General features: G+C 70.1%; 21 protein-coding genes. 9 read left to right on the top strand and 12 right to left on the bottom strand.

Features of this window, described 5'->3' with window-relative positions:
• Positions 1-45 precede the first annotated feature (45 nt).
• Entirely contained in the window at positions 46-1929 is a 1884-nt protein-coding gene (gene ilvD / locus BV907_RS05735) for a dihydroxy-acid dehydratase (RefSeq protein ID WP_077488775.1), read from the top strand.
• Positions 1930-2097: 168 nt separating this feature from the next.
• Here the strand turns inward: ilvD and BV907_RS05730 are convergent, their stop codons facing one another.
• The 9 genes from BV907_RS05730 to pcaH are packed head-to-tail and all read right to left on the bottom strand — an operon-like array spanning position 2098 to position 9924.
• Positions 2098-2937 carry an IclR family transcriptional regulator domain-containing protein gene (locus BV907_RS05730; protein WP_077488774.1) on the bottom strand — a complete coding sequence of 280 codons (840 nt, stop codon included), beginning with the start codon at positions 2935-2937 and terminating at the stop codon, positions 2098-2100.
• Positions 2938-2981: 44 nt separating this feature from the next.
• The gene (locus BV907_RS05725; protein ID WP_077488773.1) at positions 2982-3686 is read right to left on the bottom strand and encodes a 3-oxoacid CoA-transferase subunit B; all 705 of its coding nucleotides are present in this window, start codon (positions 3684-3686) and stop codon (positions 2982-2984) included.
• Between the two features lie 4 nt (positions 3687-3690).
• Complete coding sequence (locus BV907_RS05720; protein ID WP_077488772.1) at positions 3691-4350, bottom strand: 3-oxoacid CoA-transferase subunit A; 660 nt, start codon at positions 4348-4350, stop codon at positions 3691-3693.
• 13 nt (positions 4351-4363) lie between these two features.
• Entirely contained in the window at positions 4364-5611 is a 1248-nt protein-coding gene (locus BV907_RS05715; protein ID WP_077488771.1) for a thiolase family protein, read from the bottom strand.
• Positions 5608-6108 (bottom strand): 4-carboxymuconolactone decarboxylase, encoded by a 501-nt coding sequence (gene pcaC / locus BV907_RS05710; RefSeq protein ID WP_077488770.1) that lies wholly within the window; start codon positions 6106-6108, stop codon positions 5608-5610. The genes BV907_RS05715 and pcaC overlap by 4 nt, the downstream gene beginning before the upstream one ends.
• Positions 6105-6956, bottom strand: a complete 852-nt coding sequence (locus BV907_RS05705; RefSeq protein WP_077488769.1) for an alpha/beta fold hydrolase — start codon at positions 6954-6956, stop codon at positions 6105-6107. The genes pcaC and BV907_RS05705 overlap by 4 nt, the downstream gene beginning before the upstream one ends.
• A 7-nt stretch (positions 6957-6963) precedes the next feature.
• Entirely contained in the window at positions 6964-8511 is a 1548-nt protein-coding gene (locus BV907_RS05700; RefSeq protein ID WP_077488768.1) for a lyase family protein, read from the bottom strand.
• A gap of 5 nt (positions 8512-8516) precedes the next feature.
• Positions 8517-9095, bottom strand: a complete 579-nt coding sequence (pcaG, locus tag BV907_RS05695; protein WP_077488767.1) for a protocatechuate 3,4-dioxygenase subunit alpha — start codon at positions 9093-9095, stop codon at positions 8517-8519.
• A gap of 7 nt (positions 9096-9102) precedes the next feature.
• A complete protein-coding gene (pcaH, locus tag BV907_RS05690) occupies positions 9103-9924 on the bottom strand; it encodes a protocatechuate 3,4-dioxygenase subunit beta (protein WP_077488766.1) in 822 nt (273 codons plus the stop codon).
• Positions 9925-10323: 399 nt separating this feature from the next.
• Between pcaH and BV907_RS05685 the strand changes: the two genes are divergently transcribed.
• The 5 genes from BV907_RS05685 (at position 10324) to BV907_RS05670 (ending at position 14805) form a co-directional block, all read left to right on the top strand.
• Entirely contained in the window at positions 10324-12225 is a 1902-nt protein-coding gene (locus BV907_RS05685) for an FAD-binding monooxygenase (RefSeq protein ID WP_077488765.1), read from the top strand.
• A 422-nt stretch (positions 12226-12647) separates the two neighbouring features.
• Positions 12648-12989 (top strand): hypothetical protein, encoded by a 342-nt coding sequence (locus BV907_RS05680; protein ID WP_077488764.1) that lies wholly within the window; start codon positions 12648-12650, stop codon positions 12987-12989.
• Positions 12990-13045: 56 nt separating this feature from the next.
• Complete coding sequence (locus tag BV907_RS05675; protein WP_077488763.1) at positions 13046-13369, top strand: hypothetical protein; 324 nt, start codon at positions 13046-13048, stop codon at positions 13367-13369.
• Positions 13370-13428: 59 nt separating this feature from the next.
• Positions 13429-14103: a hypothetical protein gene (locus BV907_RS18230; RefSeq protein ID WP_139346625.1), complete on the top strand. Its 675-nt coding sequence runs from the start codon at positions 13429-13431 to the stop codon at positions 14101-14103.
• Positions 14104-14415: 312 nt separating this feature from the next.
• The gene (locus BV907_RS05670) at positions 14416-14805 is read left to right on the top strand and encodes a lipopolysaccharide assembly protein LapA domain-containing protein (protein WP_245827812.1); all 390 of its coding nucleotides are present in this window, start codon (positions 14416-14418) and stop codon (positions 14803-14805) included.
• 52 nt (positions 14806-14857) lie between these two features.
• On the opposite strand, the gene BV907_RS19765 is transcribed toward BV907_RS05670, so the two are convergent.
• Complete coding sequence (locus BV907_RS19765) at positions 14858-15172, bottom strand: FCD domain-containing protein (RefSeq protein ID WP_217697884.1); 315 nt, start codon at positions 15170-15172, stop codon at positions 14858-14860.
• On the opposite strand from BV907_RS19765, the gene BV907_RS05665 reads away from it, so the two are divergent.
• The 3 genes from BV907_RS05665 to BV907_RS05655 all read left to right on the top strand — a co-directional run bounded on the left by BV907_RS05665 (position 15126) and on the right by BV907_RS05655 (position 16833).
• Positions 15126-15527: a cytochrome c oxidase subunit 4 gene (locus BV907_RS05665; protein WP_077488761.1), complete on the top strand. Its 402-nt coding sequence runs from the start codon at positions 15126-15128 to the stop codon at positions 15525-15527. The two genes, BV907_RS19765 and BV907_RS05665, sit on opposite strands and share 47 nt — an antisense overlap.
• Positions 15528-15603: 76 nt before the next feature.
• Positions 15604-15996, top strand: a complete 393-nt coding sequence (locus tag BV907_RS05660; RefSeq protein ID WP_077488760.1) for a cupin domain-containing protein — start codon at positions 15604-15606, stop codon at positions 15994-15996.
• A gap of 132 nt (positions 15997-16128) precedes the next feature.
• Entirely contained in the window at positions 16129-16833 is a 705-nt protein-coding gene (locus BV907_RS05655; protein ID WP_077488759.1) for an alpha/beta fold hydrolase, read from the top strand.
• A gap of 167 nt (positions 16834-17000) precedes the next feature.
• Here the strand turns inward: BV907_RS05655 and BV907_RS05650 are convergent, their stop codons facing one another.
• Together BV907_RS05650 and BV907_RS05645 are read right to left on the bottom strand one after the other, a co-directional pair.
• Positions 17001-17282 carry a hypothetical protein gene (locus BV907_RS05650; protein ID WP_077488758.1) on the bottom strand — a complete coding sequence of 94 codons (282 nt, stop codon included), beginning with the start codon at positions 17280-17282 and terminating at the stop codon, positions 17001-17003.
• Between the two features lie 131 nt (positions 17283-17413).
• Complete coding sequence (locus BV907_RS05645; protein WP_077488894.1) at positions 17414-18325, bottom strand: helix-turn-helix transcriptional regulator; 912 nt, start codon at positions 18323-18325, stop codon at positions 17414-17416.
• Positions 18326-18413: the final 88 nt, after the last annotated feature.

The following is an 18413-nucleotide window of genomic DNA, read 5'->3' as shown; positions in this document are numbered from 1 at the left end:
AAGGCAGACTGGCGGCCGCCCGCGCGCGCGTGATGTTCTGGTCCAATGCCAGCTCTTCGCTCCCGCACCGTCACCCATGGCCGCAACATGGCCGGCGCCCGCGCACTGATGCGCGCCTCCGGCGTCGCCGACTCGGACATCGGGAAGCCGATCATCGCCGTCGCCAACTCCTTCACCGAGTTCGTCCCGGGCCACACGCACCTCGCCCCGGTGGGCCGCATCGTCTCGGACGCGATCCTCGCCGCCGGCGCCGTCCCGCGCGAGTTCAACACGATCGCCGTCGACGACGGCATCGCCATGGGCCACGGCGGCATGCTCTACTCGCTCCCCTCGCGCGACCTCATCGCCGACTCGGTCGAGTACATGGTCAACGCGCACTGCGCCGACGCCCTCGTCTGCATCTCCAACTGCGACAAGATCACCCCGGGCATGCTCATGGCCGCGATGCGCCTCAACATCCCGACCGTGTTCGTCTCCGGCGGCCCCATGGAGGCCGGCCGCGTGACGCTCACGGACGGCTCGATCCGCTCGCTCGACCTCGTCAACGCGATCGCCGACGCCGTCGACGAGTCCGTCTCGGACGCCGACATCGACCTCATCGAGCAGAACGCGTGCCCCACGTGCGGCTCGTGCTCCGGCATGTTCACGGCCAACTCGATGAACTGCCTCACCGAGGCCATCGGCCTCTCCCTCCCGGGCAACGGCTCCGTCCTCGCGACCCACACCGCGCGCAAGGCGCTCTACGAGCGCGCGGGGGCGACCGCCGTCGAGCTCGCCACCCGCTACTACGCGCACGACGACGACTCCGTCCTCCCGCGCTCGATCGCCACCGCGAAGGCCTTCGACAACGCTATGGCCCTCGACATCGCCATGGGCGGCTCGACCAACACGATCCTGCACCTGCTCGCGGCGGCCCAGGAGGCCGGCGTCGAGTACGGCCTCGCCGAGATCGACGCGAAGTCCCGCAACGTGCCGTGCCTCGCGAAGGTCGCCCCGAACGTGGCCAAGGACAAGACGTACTACATGGAGGACGTGCACCGCGCCGGCGGCATCCCCGCCCTCCTGGGCGAGCTGCGCCGCGGCGGCCTCCTCCACACCGACGTGCGCTCGGTGCACTCTCCGGACCTCGAGTCGTGGCTCGACGACTGGGACATCCGCGGCGGCAAGGCCACCGAGGAGGCGCAGCAGCTGTGGCACGCCGCGCCGGGCGGGCAGCGCTCCTCGACGGCGTTCTCGCAGTCCAACGAGTGGACCTCCCTCGACCTCGACGCCGAGGGCGGCTGCATCCGCTCGGTCGAGCACGCCTACTCGAAGGACGGCGGCCTCGCGGTGCTGCGCGGCAACATCGCCGTCGACGGCGCGGTCGTGAAGACGGCCGGCGTGGACGAGTCGATCTGGACGTTCGAGGGCCCGGCGGTCGTGTGCGAGTCGCAGGACGAGGCCGTCGAGAAGATCCTGAACAAGACGGTCAAGGAGGGCGACGTCGTCGTCATCCGCTACGAGGGTCCGAAGGGCGGGCCGGGCATGCAGGAGATGCTGTACCCGACCTCGTTCCTCAAGGGCCGCGGTCTCGGGAAGAAGTGCGCGCTCATCACCGACGGGCGCTTCTCGGGCGGCACCTCCGGCCTCTCGATCGGGCACATCTCCCCCGAGGCGGCCTCGGGCGGCACGATCGCGCTCGTCGAGGACGGCGACCTCATCCGCATCGACATCCCGAACCGCTCGATGGAGCTCGTCGTGGACCAGGCCGAGCTCGACGCCCGGCGCGAGCGGCTCGAGGCCACGACCGGCTACCACCCGGCGAACCGCGAGCGTCAGGTCTCCGCGGCCCTGCGCGCCTACGCGGCGATGGCCACCTCGGCCGACAAGGGCGCCGTGCGCGATGTCGACTCCCTCACCCGGATCACGTCCCCCCAGCCGGTCGCCTAGCGCGGACCCCACCACCCACGACGCGGGGTCACCTTCCTGCGTTGCGGGGTCACCTTCCTGCGTTGCGGGGTCACCTCTCTATCACGCACTTGAGGCGTTTTAGAGACGTGACCCCGCATCCTTGAGACGTGACCCCGTAACGAGGGTTGGGTTGTTGGGGTGCCAGGCTCAGGGGGCACCTACCGCCCTTGCTGCCTCGGCGATGGAGGCCGCCGCCGCGTGGAGCTCGGGCACGAGGCGGGCCACCTCGGCGTCGCGGTCCTCACCCTGCCCGGCACCGTCGAGCCGGGCCGAGAGCGCGACGTTGATCGCGGCGAGCGTCCGCCCATCCGCGCCCAGGACCGGCACGGCGACCGAGCGCAGCCCCACCTCGAGCTCCTGGTCGACGACGGCGTAGCCCGCCTCCCGCACGCGCGCGAGCTCGGCCTCGATCGCCTCGCGCGATGTGAGGGTGCGCGGGGTGAGGGGAGCCAGGTCGGCGCGGGCGAAGTAGTCCTCGAGCTCGGCGGGCCCGAGGCCCGCGAGCAGGACGCGGCCCATCGACGTCGCATGCGCGGGGAACCGCGTGCCGGGCGAGATCCCCACGGTCATGATCCGGCGCGTGTGGATGCGCGTGAGGTAGACGATGTCGGTGCCGTCGAGGATCGCGAGCGAGGTCGACTCTCCCTGGCGATGCGAGAGCTCCTCGAGGATCGGCTGGGCGAGCTCGGGCAGCCGCTGCCCGGAGAGGTACGCGTAGCCGAGCTGGAGCACGAGCGGCGCGAGCGCGAAGACCCGCCCGTCGGTCCGGACGTAGCCGAGGCCGACGAGTGTGTGCAGGAAGCGGCGGGCCGTCGCCCGCGTGAGCGACGTGCGCGCCGCGACCTCCGAGAGGGTCATCTCGGGGTGCTGGGCGTCGAACGCGCGGATGACGGCGAGCCCGCGCGCGAGCGACTGGACGAACTGGTCACTCGCGACCGGCACCGGCGGGTGGGCGTAGTCGACCGGCCCCGGGCCGGGGTCCGGCATGCTTGGATCAATCACAGTGCCTCCATCCAACCACCGATGCACCCTCAACCAGCGATCAGCGGGACCTCCATGAGCCCCTCGAGCTCCTCGAACGTGATGCCGAACGTCTCGCGGACGCGCACGCCGTCGGCCGCGATGAGGAAGACGGCCTGGTCGGTGTACACGCGCGTCACGCAGCCGACGCCGGTGGCGGGGTAGGTCAGCTCCGGCACGAGCTTCGGCTTCCCGTCCTTCGTCAGCAGGGTCATCATGACGTAGACGTCCTTCGCGCCCGTCGCCAGGTCCATCGCGCCGCCGACGGCGGGGATCGCGTCAGGCGCGCCGGTGTGCCAGTTCGCAAGGTCGCCGCCCGCGGAGACCTGGAACGCGCCGAGCACGCACACGTCGAGGTGCCCGCCGCGCATGATCGCGAACGAGTCGGCGTGGTGGAAGTAGCTCGCGCCCGGGAGCTCCGTGACGGGGATCTTGCCGGCGTTGATGAGGTCGGGGTCGATCTCGTCGCCGGTCGCGACGGGGCCCATGCCGAGCATGCCGTTCTCCGTGTGCAGGGTGATGTCCTGCTCGTCCGTGAGGTAGTTCGAGACGAGGGTCGGCTGGCCGATCCCGAGGTTCACGAACGATCCCGGGGCGATGTCCCGCGCGACGAGCCGTGCGAGGTCGTCGCGGCCGAGGGGAGCGTCGGAAGCCTGGGGGGCGCCGTGAGGCGCGCCGCCCGCGGTGGTGAGGTTCGACGTCGTCTGTTCGCTCATGCTTTCAGCCCACCTTCACGATCGTGTTGACGTAGATGCCCGGCGTGATGACGTTCTCCGGGTCGAGGCCGCCGGTCGGGACGATCTCGGAGACCTGGGCGATGGTCCGCTTCGCGGCCGCGGCCATGATCGGGCCGAAGTTCCGTGCGGTCTTGCGGTAGACGAGGTTGCCCTTGCGATCCGCCGTGAGCGCCTTGATGAGGGCGACGTCGGCGTGGATCGGGGTCTCGAAGACCTGCCACTTGCCGTCGAGGAAGCGGGTCTCCTTGCCCTCGGCGAGCATCGTGCCGTAGCCGGTCGGGGTGAAGAAGCCGCCGATCCCGGCGCCGGCGGCGCGGATGCGCTCGGCGAGGTTGCCCTGCGGGACGAGCTCGAGCTCGATCTGCCCTGCCCGGTACTTCGCGTCGAAGTGCCACGAGTCGCTCTGCCGCGGGAACGAGCAGATCATCTTCCTCACACGCCCCTCCTTGATGAGGAGCGCGAGGCCCTCGTCGGCCTGGCCGGCGTTGTTGTTCACGACCGTGAGGCCTGTCGCGCCGCTCTGCAGCAGCGCGTCGATGAGCTCGAACGGCTGCCCGGCATTGCCGAACCCGCCGATCATGACGATCGAGCCGTCCTCGATCCCCGCCACGGCCTCCGCGACGGTGTCCTTGAATTCCAGCATGTCCGTGGACTCCTTACTTGGCCGAGACGTTCTCGAGCACGACGGCGAGCCCCTGCCCCACGCCGATGCAGATGGCGGCGACGCCCCAGCGCTCGCCGCTGGCCTGGAGCGAGCGGGCGAGGGTGCCGAGGATGCGCCCGCCGGAGGCCCCGAGCGGGTGGCCCATCGCGATCGCGCCGCCGTGCCGGTTGACGATCTCGGGGTCGATCTTCCATGCGTCGAGGCACGCGAGGGACTGCGCGGCGAAGGCCTCGTTGAGCTCGACGGCGCCGACCTGGTCCCAGCCGATGCCCGCCTTGGCGAGGGCCCGGTTCGCGGCCTCGACGGGCGCGAAGCCGAAGAACTGCGGCTCGTTGCCCGCGGCCCCGCGGCCGGCGATGCGCGCGATCGGCTCGAGGCCGAGCGTCCCGGCCGCGGCCTCGGAGCCGAGGAGGACAGCGGAGGCGCCGTCGGAGAGCGGGGAGGCGTTGCCGGCGGTCACGGTGCCGCCCGCCGTCGTGCCCGAGCGGTCGCCGTTGTCGGGGCGGAAGACGGTCTTGAGGCCCGCGAGCTTCTCGGCGGACGAGCCGGGGCGGATGCCCTCGTCGCGCGTGAGCTCGGTTCCGGGGACGGGCACGACGAGGTTGTCGTAGAAGCCCTCGTTCCATGCGGCGTCGGCGCGGTTGTGCGAGCGCGCGGAGAACTCGTCCTGGCGGTCGCGGCCGATCGCGTGCCGCTCGCGCAGCTGCTCGGTCGCCTCGCCGAGGGACACGGTCCACTCCTTCGGCATGTTCCGGTTGACGAGGCGCCAGCCCAGCGTCGTCGAGGCGAGCGTCATGTCCCCGGCCGGGTACGGCTTCTCCGTCTTGGGCAGGACCCACGGCGCGCGGGACATCGACTCGACGCCGCCCACGAGGACAACGTCGGCGTCGCCCACCGCGATCTGGCGCGAGGCGATGATCGCCGCGTCGAGCGAGGAGCCGCACAGGCGATTGACGGTCGTCCCGGGGATCGACGTCGGCAGGCCCGCGAGGAGCGTGGCCATGCGCGCCACGTTGCGGTTCTCCTCGCCGGCGCCGTTGGCGTTGCCGAACACGACCTCGTCGATCGCGCTGTGCTTGCCGTCGGTGCCTTCGAGCGCCTCGGCGGTGAGGCCCGGCGCGCGGTCCACGATGGACCGGACGATGTGCGCGGCCAGGTCGTCGGGGCGCACGCCGGCGAGCCCGCCGCCGAACTTCCCGAACGGCGTGCGGATCGCGTCGTAGACGAATGCTTCAGTCACTTCTGCTCTTCCTTGAGGGTGTCGGCGTCGGGGGTCTGTGAATCTGGGGTCTGGGAGTCGAGCGATGCGAGAGTCTCCTGGGCGACCTTGAAGGCCGTGTTGGCGGAGGGCACCCCGCAGTAGATGGCGGACTGCAGGATCACCTCCTTGATCTCGTCGCGCGTGAGCCCGTTGCGCAGGGCCGCGCGGACGTGCATCGCGAACTCCTCCCAGTGGCCGTGCGCGATCATCGCGGTCAGGACGGCCACGGAGCGCATCTGCCGGGTGAGGCCGGGGCGGGTCCAGATGCCGCCCCACGCGATGCGGGTGATCATGTTCTGGAACTCGGCCGTGAACTCGGTGGTGTTCGCGTTCGCGCGGTCCACATGCTCGTCGGAGAGCACCTCGCGCCGCACGACCATGCCGCCGTCGTACAGCTCGCGCTGCGTCGCGTCCGGCTGGACGGCGCCCGCGCGTCGGTCGTCCGTCCAATTCTGGCCGACCTGCTGGGAGTTCACTGGGCCTTCTCCTGCGTTGCGACGGTGACGGCCGCGCGGAAGTGCGTGCGCAGGAGGTCCGCGACCGCGTTCGGGTCCTCGGTCGGGGCGATGTGTGCGACGCCGGGGAGCTCGACGGCGGTGCCGTCCTGGGCGTGCGCGGCCATCCACTGGGCGTCGGAGAAGGGGCTCACGGAGTCGTGCTCGCCGGCGATCGCGAGGAACGGGACGGCGATCTCGCCGAAGCGGGGGCGCACGTCGTAGGCGGCCAGGGCGCGGCAGACGGCGGCGTAGCCGAAGCGGTCCGCATCGCGGAGGGCATGCAGGAGGCGCGAGCCCTCCGCCGGGTGCTCGCCGAGGAAGCCGGGGGCGAACCAGACCTCGGCGGAGGCCTGGATGCGGATCGCGGTGCCCTGCGCGGCGACGGCGTCGGCCCGCTCGTTCCACATCTCGGGGGTCCCGAACTTCGGCGAGGAGCACAGCATCGCGAGGCTCAGGAGCCGGTCGCCGTGGGCGAGCGCCAGCTCGGCGCCGACGGCCCCGCCGACGGAGTCGCCGGCGTAGTGAAACGCCGTAGGTGAGGACGCAGCTGCCGGGACGATCGAGTCGACGAGCCCGACGACGGCCTCGGCCAGCTCCGCGATCGTGAACGCGCCGGGCGCGGTGGCGTCCTCGGGCGCGGCGGCCGGGGAGTTCCCGTGGCCGGGGAGGTCCCAGCCGAGGAGGTCGTAGTCCTCGCCGAGCAGGCGGGCCGCGGCCTCCCACATCGCAGTCGAGGTGCCGAGAGACGGCCCGAGCACCACGAGCTCCCGCTCGCCGAGCTGCTCGCGCGGCGAGAGCCGCACGGCCTTGATGGTGGGCGTGGTCATGGGGGCGTCACTTCCCTCTCGTGTGGTTTTCGTCGAAGTCGATCAGGATCCGGTCTACGATCCCGGCAGCGTCGCCCTGGTAGTTCGCGGGGTCGAGGACCTCGTCGAGCCGCGCGTCGCTCACGTCCTCCTCGAGGACGACGGCGCGCAGCCGCTCGCGCAGGACGCTCGCCTGGCGCTCGGCGCTGCTACCCGAAGCGTCGGCACCGGCGGCCAGCGCGGCGTCGACCGCGGACTGGATACCCGCGCGTCCGCCCTCAGCGTGGGGGGCGAGCTCGAGCATGATCCGCTCGCTCACGAGGAGCGGGCCGGAGAGCGCGAGGTTCGCGCGCATGCGCTCGGGGACGACGCGCAGGCCCTCGGCGAGCTCGCGCAGCGCGGCGGCGGCGCCGGCGGCGAGGCGCAGGAGGGCGCGCAGGGCCGGCCACTCGGTGTGCCAGGCCCCGCCGGTTCGCTCGTCCTCGCTCAGGGCCGCGGCGAGCTCGAGCTGCATCGCGTGCGCGGGGGCCTGGAGCGCGGCCGAGCGGATCAGGGCCGAGAGCGCGGGGTTCTGCTTCTGCGGCATGGCCGAGGAGACGCCGCGGCCGGCGGCGAGCGGCTCGCCGACCTCGCCGATCTCGGGGCGGGAGAGCAGCATGACGTCGTTGGCGACGTGGCCGGCCGCGGTGCAGGCCGCCGCGAGCGCCCGGCCGAGGTCGGTGACCGGGCCGCGGAACGTCTGCCACGGGGCGACCGCGGGGTGCAGGCCGGCGCGGTGCGCCCAGTCGGCGGAAAGGGCCGCCGGTTCGGCGCCGAGGGCGACGAGGGACGCGTTCGTCCCCGCCGCTCCCCCGCACTGGACGGGGAATCGGAGCGCCTCGAGGGCAGCCTCGGCGTGCGCTACGCTCTGGAGCCAGTTCGCGGCCTTGAGCCCGAAGCTCGAGGGCAGCGAATGCTGGGTGAGGGTTCGGGCGACCTGCGGGGTGGTGCGGTGCCGGGCCGCGAGGTCAGCGAGCGCGTGGCCCGCGGCGCCGAGGTCTGCGGCGATGCCCGCGACGGCCCGGCGGGCGACGAGCATGAGGGCCGAGTCCAGGACGTCCTGGCTTGTGAGGCCTTGGTGCACGGCAGCTGTGTACAGGGATCGGGGGCCCGGACCCCGGGGGTCGACGGACTCGACCGCCTTCCGCAGTTCCTTCACGAGGGGGATGACCGGATTCCCGCCGCCCTGAGCGTCCCTGGCGAGCCGGGCGACGAACGCGGGGCTTGCCGCAGAGTGCGGCCAACCCGCGAAGGCGGCCAGGCCGGCGTCGTGCCCTGCCGCGTGCGGGGCGCTGTGCAGAGCCTCCACGCCCTGCCGCACCGACTCGCCGGCTCCGGCAACCGCGAGCCCCGCGGACTCGAGCGTCTCAGCCCAGGCGGCCTCGAGCTCGAGCATCGCGGCGGCGATCGCGGCGTCGCCCGTCGGGCCGGCCACGGCGGGCGCGGCCCAGACGGGGGCGAGGAGGCCGAGATCGGCGTGGCCGGCAGCCGGCTGGCCCAGCTCCGCCGATGCGCCGGCGGCGGGATCCGTCGTCATCGTGGCTAGCCCTCGCGAGACGCCGGAGAGGCGAAGTCGAGGAACACGGTCTCGTCCTCGCCCTGCAGGCGCACGTCGAAGTGCAGCGAGCCGTCCGCGAGGCGCTCGGCGATGAGGGTCTTGCGGCGGGCCGGCTCGAGGGAGGCCAGGAGCGGGTCGTTCGCGAGGGCCTCTGTGTCCTCGGGAAGGTAGGCGCGGGTGAAGAGGCGGTTCATGAGGCCGCGGGCGAAGACCGCCATCGCGATGAACGGCGCCTTGCCCGGCTCGGTCGCGCCGGGGTTGACCGTGGTGAACGTGTACTTGCCCGTGTTGCCGACCGGGGCGCGGCCGAACCCCGTGAAGGTGTAGCCGTCCCGCACCAGCGAGCCGGTCTCCGTCACGACGTTGCCCGCCGCGTCTGCCTGCCAGATCTCGAGGATCGCGTCCGGGATGGGCTCGCCGTTGCCGTCGTAGACGGTGCCGGCGAGGCGGATGCTGCCAGGCGTGCCGGGGGCGAGGAGCTCGCCGCCCTTCTCGTACGGCAGCGCGTAGCCGAAGAAGGGGCCGACGGTCTGGCCTGGGGTGGGGGTCAGCTTCTCAGTCATGGTCTTCTCAGTGCTCACTGTCTTCGCCCTGCTCTCCGTAGGCCTCGTTCTCGGTCCAGGTCCGCTTCGGGCCCGTGAGCACGATGTCCCACTCGTAGCCCAGCGCCCACTCGGGCGAGGTGAGGTCGTGGTTGTACGTCGCGACGAGGCGGTCGCGCGCGCCCTGGTCCACGATCGACTGGTAGATCGGGTCCAGCGGGAAGAGCTGGTCGCCCGGGAAGTACATCTGGGTGACGATGCGCTGCGTGAACTCCGTGCCGAAGAGGCTGAAGTGGATGTGCGCCGGGCGCCACGCGTTGAGGTGGTTCTTCCACGGGTAGGCGCCCGGCTTGATCGTGAGGAACTCGTAGGAGCCGTCGGGACCGGTGATGCAGCGGCCGACGCCGGTGAAGTTCGGGTCGAGCGGGGCCGGATGCTGGTCGCGCTTGTGGATGTAGCGGCCGGCCGAGTTGGCCTGCCAGATCTCCACGAGCTGGCCCGTGACGGGACGGCCGTCGCCGTCGAGCACCTTGCCCTTGAGGATCATGCGCTCGCCCAGCGGCTCGCCGCCGTGCTGGATGGTGAGGTTGGACTCGAGGGCGTGCACGTCCTGGTGGCCGAACGCGGGGCTGTGGAGCTCGATGGTCTCCGGGTCCGCGTGGTGCAGGCTCTTGGTCGGGTGCCGCAGGATCGAGCTGCGATACGGCGGGTAGTCGATGCGCGGCTGGGTCTCCGCTGGCGCGCCGGCAGCGACCGACGCCTTGTAGGACTCCTCGATGTCCCGGATCTCCCGGCTGAGGATCGCCTGGTTGTCAGCTGCGGCGTCCGACGACTTGACGGGCTCGCCCATGGACCCTCCTAAGGTCGCTCTTGCTTCATTGCCACGTGCCCCGCGGCGGCACGGCGTCCTCGTTCAGGGTAACCGTGTGTTCGCATTCTGCACAAGTGTTCGCGATGCGAACATTTGGAGGTGCCGAGGCGATGCGGGGCGGTCCTGCCAGCGTAGGGCGCGGCTCACAGCGCGGGCCAGAGATCTTCCGTTGAACGGAAGCACAACCGCCGAGCCGCCGTGATGGGTGGCCGGGCGGCTGGACGCGTCTCGCGAGCGGGCGTGGCTACCCACGTCCTCTTGAAGGTGCCGGGGATCACGTTTAGCATGGTCTGAGCGATATTAGAACAATGAATTCTATTATCGAACAAACCGCTGCTGGCGAGAGGTCGCCGCCCCACAGAGAAGTGAGGAAACCCCGTGCAGTTCCACCACCACGGCTACGTATCCGGTGACCCGCGAGTCCAGCCGGCCGCCGGCGTCGGCATCGACCGGCCCGAGGAGCTCCCCGACCACGTCGACGTCCTCATCGTGGGCACCGGCCCGGCGGGCATGATCGCCGCCGCTCAGCTCTCCCAGTTCCCGAACGTGACGACCCGGATCGTCGAGCGCCGCCCCGGCCGGCTCGCGATCGGCCAGGCGGACGGCATCCAGGCGCGCAGCGTCGAGACCTTCCAGGCGTTCGGCTTCGCCGAGCGGATCACGGCCGAGGCCTACCAGATCACCGAGATGAACTTCTGGGTGCCGGACCCGGCCAACCCCGAGAACATCGTCCGCAGCTCGCGCGCGGTCGACGACGAGATGGGCATCAGCGAGTTCCCGCACCTGATCGTCAACCAGGCCCGCGTCCTCGACTACTTCGCCGAGTTCGCGAAGAACTCGCCGACGCGCCTGACGCCGGACTACGGCTACGAGTTCCGCTCCCTCGAGGTCACCGGCGAGGGCGAGTACCCCGTCGTCGTCACCCTCCTCCACACCGCGGGCGAGCTCGAGGGCCAGGAGCGCACTGTCCGCGCGAAGTTCGTCGTGGGGGCCGACGGCGCGCGCAGCAGGGTCCGCGAGTCGATCGGCTGCACGCTCGCCGGGGACCAGGCCAACCACGCGTGGGGCGTCATGGACGTCCTCGCGGTGACCGACTTCCCGGACATCCGCACCAAGTGCGCGATCCAGTCGCACGACGGCGGCAGCATCCTCCTGATCCCGCGCGAGGGCGGCCACCTCTTCCGGATGTACGTGGACCTCGGCGTCGTGCCGGCGGACGACCACGGCGCGATCCGCAAGACCCCGCTCGAGGAGGTCATCCGCAAGGCGAACGAGATCATCCACCCCTACACGCTCGAGGTGCGCAACGTCGCGTGGCACAGCGTCTACGAGGTGGGCCACCGCCTCACCGACCGGTTCGACGACGTCGTGCCCGCCGAGAAGGGCACCCGGACCCCGCGCGTGTTCATCGCGGGCGACGCGTGCCACACGCACAGCGCGAAGGCCGGCCAGGGCATGAACGTCTCGATGCAGGACGGCTTCAACCTCGGCTGGAAGCTCGGCCACGTGCTCGAGGGCCGCAGCCCCGAGAGCCTCCTGGCCACGTACTCGGCCGAGCGCCAGGTGATCGCGCAGAACCTCATCGACTTCGACAAGGAGTGGTCCACGCTCATGGCGAAGAAGCCGGACGAGTTCGAGAACCCCTCGGACCTCGCGGACTTCTACGTGCGCACCGCCGAGTTCCCGGCCGGGTTCATGACCCAGTACGCGCCGTCGATGCTCACCTCCGAGCCCGCGTACCAGGACCTCGCGACCGGGTTCCCGATCGGCAAGCGCTTCAAGTCCGCCCGCGTGGCGCGGGTGTGCGACACCAACCCGCTGCACCTCGGCCACCAGGCGACGGCGGACGGCCGCTGGCGCATCTACGTCTTCGCCGACGCGGCCGCGGCAGGCGAGCAGTCGAAGGTCGCCGACCTCGCCCAGTGGCTCTCGACGTCGCCCGACTCGCCGATCGCCGCGACGCCGGAGGGGCTCGACCGCGATGCGTGGTTCGACGTCAAGGTCGTCTACCAGCAGGACCACCCGCACGTGGACATCAACGCCGTCCCGACCGTGTTCAAGCCCTCGGTCGGGCCGTTCCAGCTCACCGACCTCGAGAAGGTGTACGCGACGCTCCCCGGCGAGGACATCTTCGAGGAGCGCGGGATCGACCGCGGCGGCGTGGTCGTCGTCGTGCGCCCGGACCAGTACGTCGCGAACGTCCTGCCGCTCACGGCCAGGGCGGAGCTCGGCGCCTTCTTCGCGGGCGTGACGAAGGGCCGCGCGGCCACCCCCGCCTGACCTTTCGGGTACGTATCTCGACGCCCAATCACCGTTCCTGGTACGCATCTCGTCGCCCATCAGGCGTCCCGGGTACAGCACGACGGCGGCCGGCGCGCTCCCTGCGGACGCGGCCGACCGCCGTCGTACCCGTTTGCCCGAATCAGGGGCGAGATACGTACCCGACGCTCCTATTGACCGATATGTAAAGGGCCTATCGGAGTTCAATGAAGTGATGAATGGCATCAGGATCGTCCCATGACAAGTGCATTTGCAGATCAGGCGACCGGCTTCGTTCGATGTCGCAGCGCTAGGGAAAGCGGGCCGCTGTGCTCCCGGGTTCTGCCGCGAGGCGTTCCCTGGCACGCCGGCGTCAAGATTAGGCCGTACCTCAAGTACTTTGACGGCGCGCTGCATGACAGGCACATCCCGTTGGGAACGTCATGAGCGCCCGTGCGTCCCTGCGGGAGACGATCCTCACGGAGGGCCTTGAGGACCTGATTCCGTTGCCGGAGATCGCGGAAACGGTCAAGGTCCTGCAACTCGTGGACCCTGGATCCGTGGTCACGGAAGTCTCCTCTGCATTGATCTCTCTTCTCCAGGAAGGCCTCATTCAGGTCTGGAGTGGCCCCTGGCCAGAGGAGCCAGAAGTACTTGATCCAGCCGCCGCTCGGAACCTCCTCCTGGTCCCGGAGCAGTATGAGTTCAACAGTCCCGCCGATCTGATACGCCGGGTCTACTACGTGAACGTGGAGAATCTTCGGGTCGATCAGGAGCACACCTGACGCGGCTCCCAATAACATCCCACGTATGTGCAATTCCACTGCTGAGGAATCATCGAATGAACGCGTACTCCGTCGCCTGTACTTTGAAGCTGTCATCGACCCCCGACGAGGGGCTGAAGGTGCCCATGCCCGCACCGACCCCATCGCTCCTATTGGTCGTCTCTCACCTTGATCCAGAGGCAGACCAAACAGAGCTCCAAATCGGCGCGATGATTAGCGGCCCGGCCGCCTTGGCTCCAGGAACAGCGGTATCGGCCCAACTCAGCTTCTGGGATGACCTCGGGCGCATCTACGCAACCCCCGGAACTGACTTCAAGCTCTGGTACGACGGAAGAATCGTCGGCTTCGGGACGGTCGAATCGTACGTGCCCGAAACATAGCACCGGCACAACGGCGACGACTGCTGGGAGAATATCTCCGGCCTAAGAGGGGGACGCTCATGAGCCCTGAGATTCGAGTCATTTTTGTCCAGCAGGGAACAACGCCGTCCTATGGCTATACCGAGGGCGTTACAGCCCTCGCAGGCTGCGAGCTAGTGTGCGCGGGGGCATTGCGATACAACGTCTATGAAGTGGATCGAATTCTCCGCGCCTGCGCCGAGAATCTCGCACGCCGGTCGTCTCATGAGGCGGCCATGGTGGAAGTCGCCGGACTCGGGACTTTCACGACCGGAGGCGTCGAATCAGACTGGGTAGAGGCATTACTACTCGGCACGCCAATGCGGCGGCTGCAGGCGCATTGGGTTCAGGTCATCCCAGTCGAGCCGACCCCCACCGTCGACACCCCCGACATGGCCAGGAGCCTGAGTGAGGGGCATGATCCAGTTTGGCAGTGGCTAGTGCGCCCCTGGGATCTGCCCATACCAGAGAAGAGCTGCTTGGTCACCACACTCGCGGTCCTCACCAGATTCTCACCGCCAGTATCGATCTATCGCTGGGACGTTGATCAATGGGAGGCCTTGGACAAGCCAGCAGTCGAGCTGGATCGAGCCACTGCGCGCGTGGCGCCCTTCGGGGTGCTCACAGCGCTGGTTGCTGATTGGTCGCTCGCTCTGTCCCTCGAAGTTGGGGAAGGCTTTGAACGCATCGGATCAGAGTGGATGCGGACTCGATGATCATTCCATTGATCTTGGGTTTTCTGCCGCGCGAAGTGGGATAGGCAGCAGCCCAGATGGTCTGGGGATAGCGCCAATGCGCTTGATGCAGATATGGGAGAAGGTGAGCGCGGGAACGGGGTTCGACGCGTCACGGACCGGGTTGGGGCACCACCCCGCGGTAGGGGTGCGCTGTGGGAGGCCGGGAGCCCGACGTCGAGTGAGGCGCGCAGGAACGCACTCATCCAGGCCGTGTTTGCCTGGGTGCTGCGCGGGGGAAAGTCGGGAGGACAGCGCATGACGGACGTCAGGCCTGAAAGGACGGCACTGCCGATGACCTCCGATCCCAACAGCCACGAGCGCCCGCCCTTCCGGCCCCAGCCGGGTGGGGACAGCGAGCGCAGGCCCGGCGAGCGCGGGGCCGCCCGCCCTGTGCCCGCCGCGGGCCATCCTGACAAGCCCCGTGTGACCAGAGCGGGGATGACGTGGGCCGCCGTCGTCACAGCGCTGGTTGTCTTCGTGCTCCTGGTCGTCTTCTTCATCCAGAACCAGGACCTCGTGCTCGTGAGATTCCTCGGATTCGAGGGCCCCGTCCCGCTCGGCCTCGCGCTCTTCATCGCTGCCGTCGCTGGCGGAGTCCTCGTCGCCGTCGTCGGCGCGGTGCGGATCATCCAGCTCCGGGCGGCCGCCCGGCGGCTCCGCCACACCACACCCAGTGCCTGATCCGCGGGGTCGGCCTCCGCGGGACGTGGTCCTGCAGAACGTCGGCCCCGCGTCAGCTCTGGGGCGTCTCGATCCCGCCTGCCCAGGCACCCCGGACGTGCCGCAGATGGCTGGCCATGATCGACGCCGCCTTCTCCGCATCCTGCGCCTCCATGGCGTCGAGGAGAAACTCATGTTCCTCAAGGCGGAGGCCTCCGCTGCTTGGAGTACTGACGTGGGATGCGCCCCGGCGTATCTTCGAGTCCGTAGGTACCAGCGGTCGGACCCCGAACCACCACCGGCCGCTGGGCAGTCTCGGCCGATCGGAAGGACGCCCACTGATGAAGGTCGAAACCTGGCTCTTTGGAACGGGAGCATTCTTCTTCATCCCGCTCGCTGCCATCTACGGGTGGCTCACGAACTGGTCCGAGTGGGTCGGCGTCATCGGCATGCTCCTGCTGGGCGGACTCTCCGTCTTGATCGGCTCCTATCTCGGCGTCACGTCCCGACGTGTCGGAACCCGGCCAGAGGACCGCGAGGACGCCGAAATCCACGAGGGCGCCGGCGAGCAGGGCCACTTCAGTCCGTGGAGCTGGTGGCCCATCACGCTCGGAGCCGCAGCCGCCATCTCCATTCTCGGCGTGGCCATCGACTGGTGGCTGCTCTTTATCGGAGCGGGCGCTGCGCTCATCTCGCTCATCGGGTGGGTCTTCGAGTACAGCCGAGGAGACCACGCCCACTGAACCCGTCCCGAGTGAGTCGCCCCGCTGAGAAGGCTGGAGACGCGTGGGGCGGCACCTCAATCCGAAGGAGAATGCCATGTCCACCAACCCCGGCAGCGCCACGAATCTCGTCACGAGCCTGGCCAAGAAGTCCCACAACGAGCCCGACGAGCGGCGGACCCCCGAGAAGACCCAGGTCGACGTCGTTCACGTTGGCGACTACACAATCGGGCGGTTCACGTTCGAGCCCGGCTGGCGCTGGTCGGAGTGCATCAAGCCGGTGGTCAAGACCGAGAGCTGCCAGAACAACCACGTGGGCTACGTCGTCTCCGGCTCGCTCACGGTCCGCCTCGAGAGCGGCGAGGAGGCCACCGTGACGGCGGGCGATTCCTACACGATCCCGCCGGGCCACGACGCGTGGGTCAACGGCGACGAGAAGTTCGTGGGCCTTGAGTTCGTCAGCGCCGCGATCTACGCGAAGGCCGATTGAGGCTCAGCGACCACAGCGCGCAGCGCGCATCTCTTCTGGGCGATCCGGCTGCCGACGCGCTGCCGGAACAGGGTGCGGATCACCCTCCCGAGGGATGGCCCGACCAGGCACCGAGAGGACAGAATCGGGGCCATGGAAACTCCACTGCTGTTCATCTCCGGGGCCGGCCTTCCCGCGTGGATCTGGGACTCGGTCCGGGAACGGATGAAGCCGCCCTCCGTCGTCGCTCCCCACCCGGGGAGTGGGTCGGTGACGGACTACGCGCAGGCCGCGCTCGAGGCGAGCCCGGGTCAGGACGTCACGGTCGTGGCCCACTCGGCTGGCGGCGTCGTGGCGAGCGAGCTCACGCGCCTCGCCCCCGAACGGATCGCCGGAGTCCTCGGGGTCGCTGCCGTCATCCCGACAGCCGGCGGATCCTTCGTCTCGTCGACGCCGTTCCCGAACCGGCTGCTCCTCCCGCTCGTCCTTCGGGTCGCGGGAACGCGCCCGCCGGACTCTGCCATCCGCAGCGGCCTCGGCTCCGGGCTCGACGACGCGACGATCGAGCGGCTCATTGCCGACTTCGAACCCGAGCCGCTCAGCTACTTCACGAGCCGGACGGACTCGAACACCCTGCGCACCCAGCCGCGCAAGGGGTACATCGTCACAACCGAGGACCGCGAGCTCCCGCCCGCCGCGCAACGCCGCTACGCCGATCGGCTGGGTCCAGCCTTCCGGTCCGAGGTCCCCGCCGGGCACCTGCCCATGCTGTCCCATCCGGCCGCGGTGGCGGCGGCCATCGAGGAGTTCAACGGCTCAGCATCCTGGATCCGTCAGGAAGGGCCTCTGCCCGAGTAGTCGGACGCGGTGCGACTGCGCACTCAGGCAGTTCTCGCAATCGGCGTCTCGGGGCGGTCTACCTCGGCAACGGGGCGGGCACGGGGGCCTGAGGCCGCCTCTCCCCGCAATTGTTGGGTTGGGGCGGGTGCGGAGGCCCGCGACCCGTCCCAACCCAACAATTCCCGCTATTCCTCGAACTCGCCGCCCGCGGGCGGGTAGTCCTCGTCGTCGCCCGGCAGCCCCTCTGCCTGCTCCAGCAGGTCCGCCTCGGAGGCCTCGGCGTCCGGGTTGATCACCCCGGGGCCCTCGTCCGGCACGGCCGGGGTCCGCTGCTCGAGGTAGTCCGCCTCGGTCGCGTCCGCCGGAGTCCCGCCGCCGGGCGCGGCCTGGGCGGCCGCGTCCTGGGCGGCCGGCCGCGCAGGGATGCTCTGCTCGACCGCGTCGGCTTCAGGCACTTCGCCAGTCATGTTCTGCCTCCTTAGGTAGCCGCGGGGGTCGGCGTGGCCATTCGGCCCCGACTGTGCCGTACCCGAGGCGACGGCGCCCAAACGGACGGCGCCCAAACCGACGGCGCCCACACGGCCCGACGGCCTGGGCCCTACGCCGTCGCATGGCCCGCCCCCGCCCGAGGAACCCCCACCGTCTCCATGATCTTCTCGCTCGCGGCCCACGACGCGAGGAGCCGGAGCGCCTCGTCCGCGGGGCTCCCGGGGACGGCGGGGTACACCGTGAGGGTGTGCCCCGGATCCTCCTCGAGCTCGAGGACCTGGTAGTTCAGCTCGAGGAGCCCGACCACGGGGTGCCGAAAGGTCTTGGCCCCCGTGTAGTGCCGGCGGACATTGTGCGCCGCCCACCGGGTGCGGAACTCCTCGCTGCGCATGGAGAGCTCGCCGATGAGCTCGGCGAGCTGCTTGTCATGCGGGTTGCGGCCCGCCTCGCGGCGCAGGATGGCCACGTTGGCGTTCGCGGCCGCGTTCCAGTCCGTGTAGAAGTCCTGCGAGCGCGGGTCGAGGAAGATGAACCGCGAGTGGTTGGCCGGCCGCGAGGGGCCCCGGTACATGTCGGAGTAGAGGGCGAAGCCGAGCAGGTTGGCGGCGACGATGTCCATCCGGTTGTTCCCGATGAACGCGGGCGCGCCCGTGATCGCGTCGAGGAGGTTCTGCAGGACGGGGCGGACGGACGACGACGACGGCGAGCCGCCCGCCGTCGTCCTCCGCCGCGCCGGGCCGCTCGAGGCCCTCGCGAGGTCGTACAGGTGGTCGTGCTCGGCGCGGTCGAGCTCGAGGGCCCGCGCGATCGCGTCGAGGACGCTGTCCGAGACGCCCGAGAGGTTCCCGCGCTCGAGGCGGGTGTAGTAGTCGACGCTGACGCCCGCGAGGCGGGCCACTTCCTCGCGCCGCAGGCCCGCGACGCGGCGGCGCCCGCCGATGGGCTGGATGCCTGCCTGCTCGGGGGTGATGCGTCCGCGGCGGGAGATGAGGAACTCTCGCACCTCGGCTCGGTTGTCCATGCAGACCACGCTACGACGTGGGCCGCGGGCGGAGGGAGGCCCTGCCGCAACCCGTATGGCCCGCATGGCAACGCCGCATCGCAACACG

The sequence above is a fragment of the Sinomonas mesophila genome, from assembly GCF_001999765.1.
GTDB classification, from domain to species: domain Bacteria; phylum Actinomycetota; class Actinomycetes; order Actinomycetales; family Micrococcaceae; genus Sinomonas; species Sinomonas mesophila.
The sequence above is the reverse complement of the archived record's forward strand: the minus strand, read 5'-3'. Positions and strand labels throughout refer to the sequence as shown.

Excerpts from the sequence above, each read along its gene's own strand:
- ilvD (WP_077488775.1), top strand. The coding sequence starts at position 46 with ATGCCAGCTCTTCGCTCCCGCACCGTCACCCATGGCCGCAACATGGCC.
- BV907_RS05730 (WP_077488774.1), bottom strand. The coding sequence starts at position 2,937 with ATGCCGGACCCCGGCCCGGGGCCGGTCGACTACGCCCACCCGCCGGTG.
- BV907_RS05725 (WP_077488773.1), bottom strand. The coding sequence starts at position 3,686 with ATGAGCGAACAGACGACGTCGAACCTCACCACCGCGGGCGGCGCGCCT.
- BV907_RS05720 (WP_077488772.1), bottom strand. The coding sequence starts at position 4,350 with ATGCTGGAATTCAAGGACACCGTCGCGGAGGCCGTGGCGGGGATCGAG.
- BV907_RS05705 (WP_077488769.1), bottom strand. The coding sequence starts at position 6,956 with ATGACCACGCCCACCATCAAGGCCGTGCGGCTCTCGCCGCGCGAGCAG.
- BV907_RS05700 (WP_077488768.1), bottom strand. The coding sequence starts at position 8,511 with ATGACGACGGATCCCGCCGCCGGCGCATCGGCGGAGCTGGGCCAGCCG.
- pcaG (WP_077488767.1), bottom strand. The coding sequence starts at position 9,095 with ATGACTGAGAAGCTGACCCCCACCCCAGGCCAGACCGTCGGCCCCTTC.
- pcaH (WP_077488766.1), bottom strand. The coding sequence starts at position 9,924 with ATGGGCGAGCCCGTCAAGTCGTCGGACGCCGCAGCTGACAACCAGGCG.
- BV907_RS05680 (WP_077488764.1), top strand. The coding sequence starts at position 12,648 with ATGAGCGCCCGTGCGTCCCTGCGGGAGACGATCCTCACGGAGGGCCTT.
- BV907_RS05675 (WP_077488763.1), top strand. The coding sequence starts at position 13,046 with ATGAACGCGTACTCCGTCGCCTGTACTTTGAAGCTGTCATCGACCCCC.
- BV907_RS18230 (WP_139346625.1), top strand. The coding sequence starts at position 13,429 with ATGAGCCCTGAGATTCGAGTCATTTTTGTCCAGCAGGGAACAACGCCG.
- BV907_RS05670 (WP_245827812.1), top strand. The coding sequence starts at position 14,416 with ATGACCTCCGATCCCAACAGCCACGAGCGCCCGCCCTTCCGGCCCCAG.
- BV907_RS05665 (WP_077488761.1), top strand. The coding sequence starts at position 15,126 with ATGAAGGTCGAAACCTGGCTCTTTGGAACGGGAGCATTCTTCTTCATC.
- BV907_RS19765 (WP_217697884.1), bottom strand. The coding sequence starts at position 15,172 with ATGAAGAAGAATGCTCCCGTTCCAAAGAGCCAGGTTTCGACCTTCATC.
- BV907_RS05660 (WP_077488760.1), top strand. The coding sequence starts at position 15,604 with ATGTCCACCAACCCCGGCAGCGCCACGAATCTCGTCACGAGCCTGGCC.
- BV907_RS05655 (WP_077488759.1), top strand. The coding sequence starts at position 16,129 with ATGGAAACTCCACTGCTGTTCATCTCCGGGGCCGGCCTTCCCGCGTGG.
- BV907_RS05650 (WP_077488758.1), bottom strand. The coding sequence starts at position 17,282 with ATGACTGGCGAAGTGCCTGAAGCCGACGCGGTCGAGCAGAGCATCCCT.
- BV907_RS05645 (WP_077488894.1), bottom strand. The coding sequence starts at position 18,325 with ATGGACAACCGAGCCGAGGTGCGAGAGTTCCTCATCTCCCGCCGCGGA.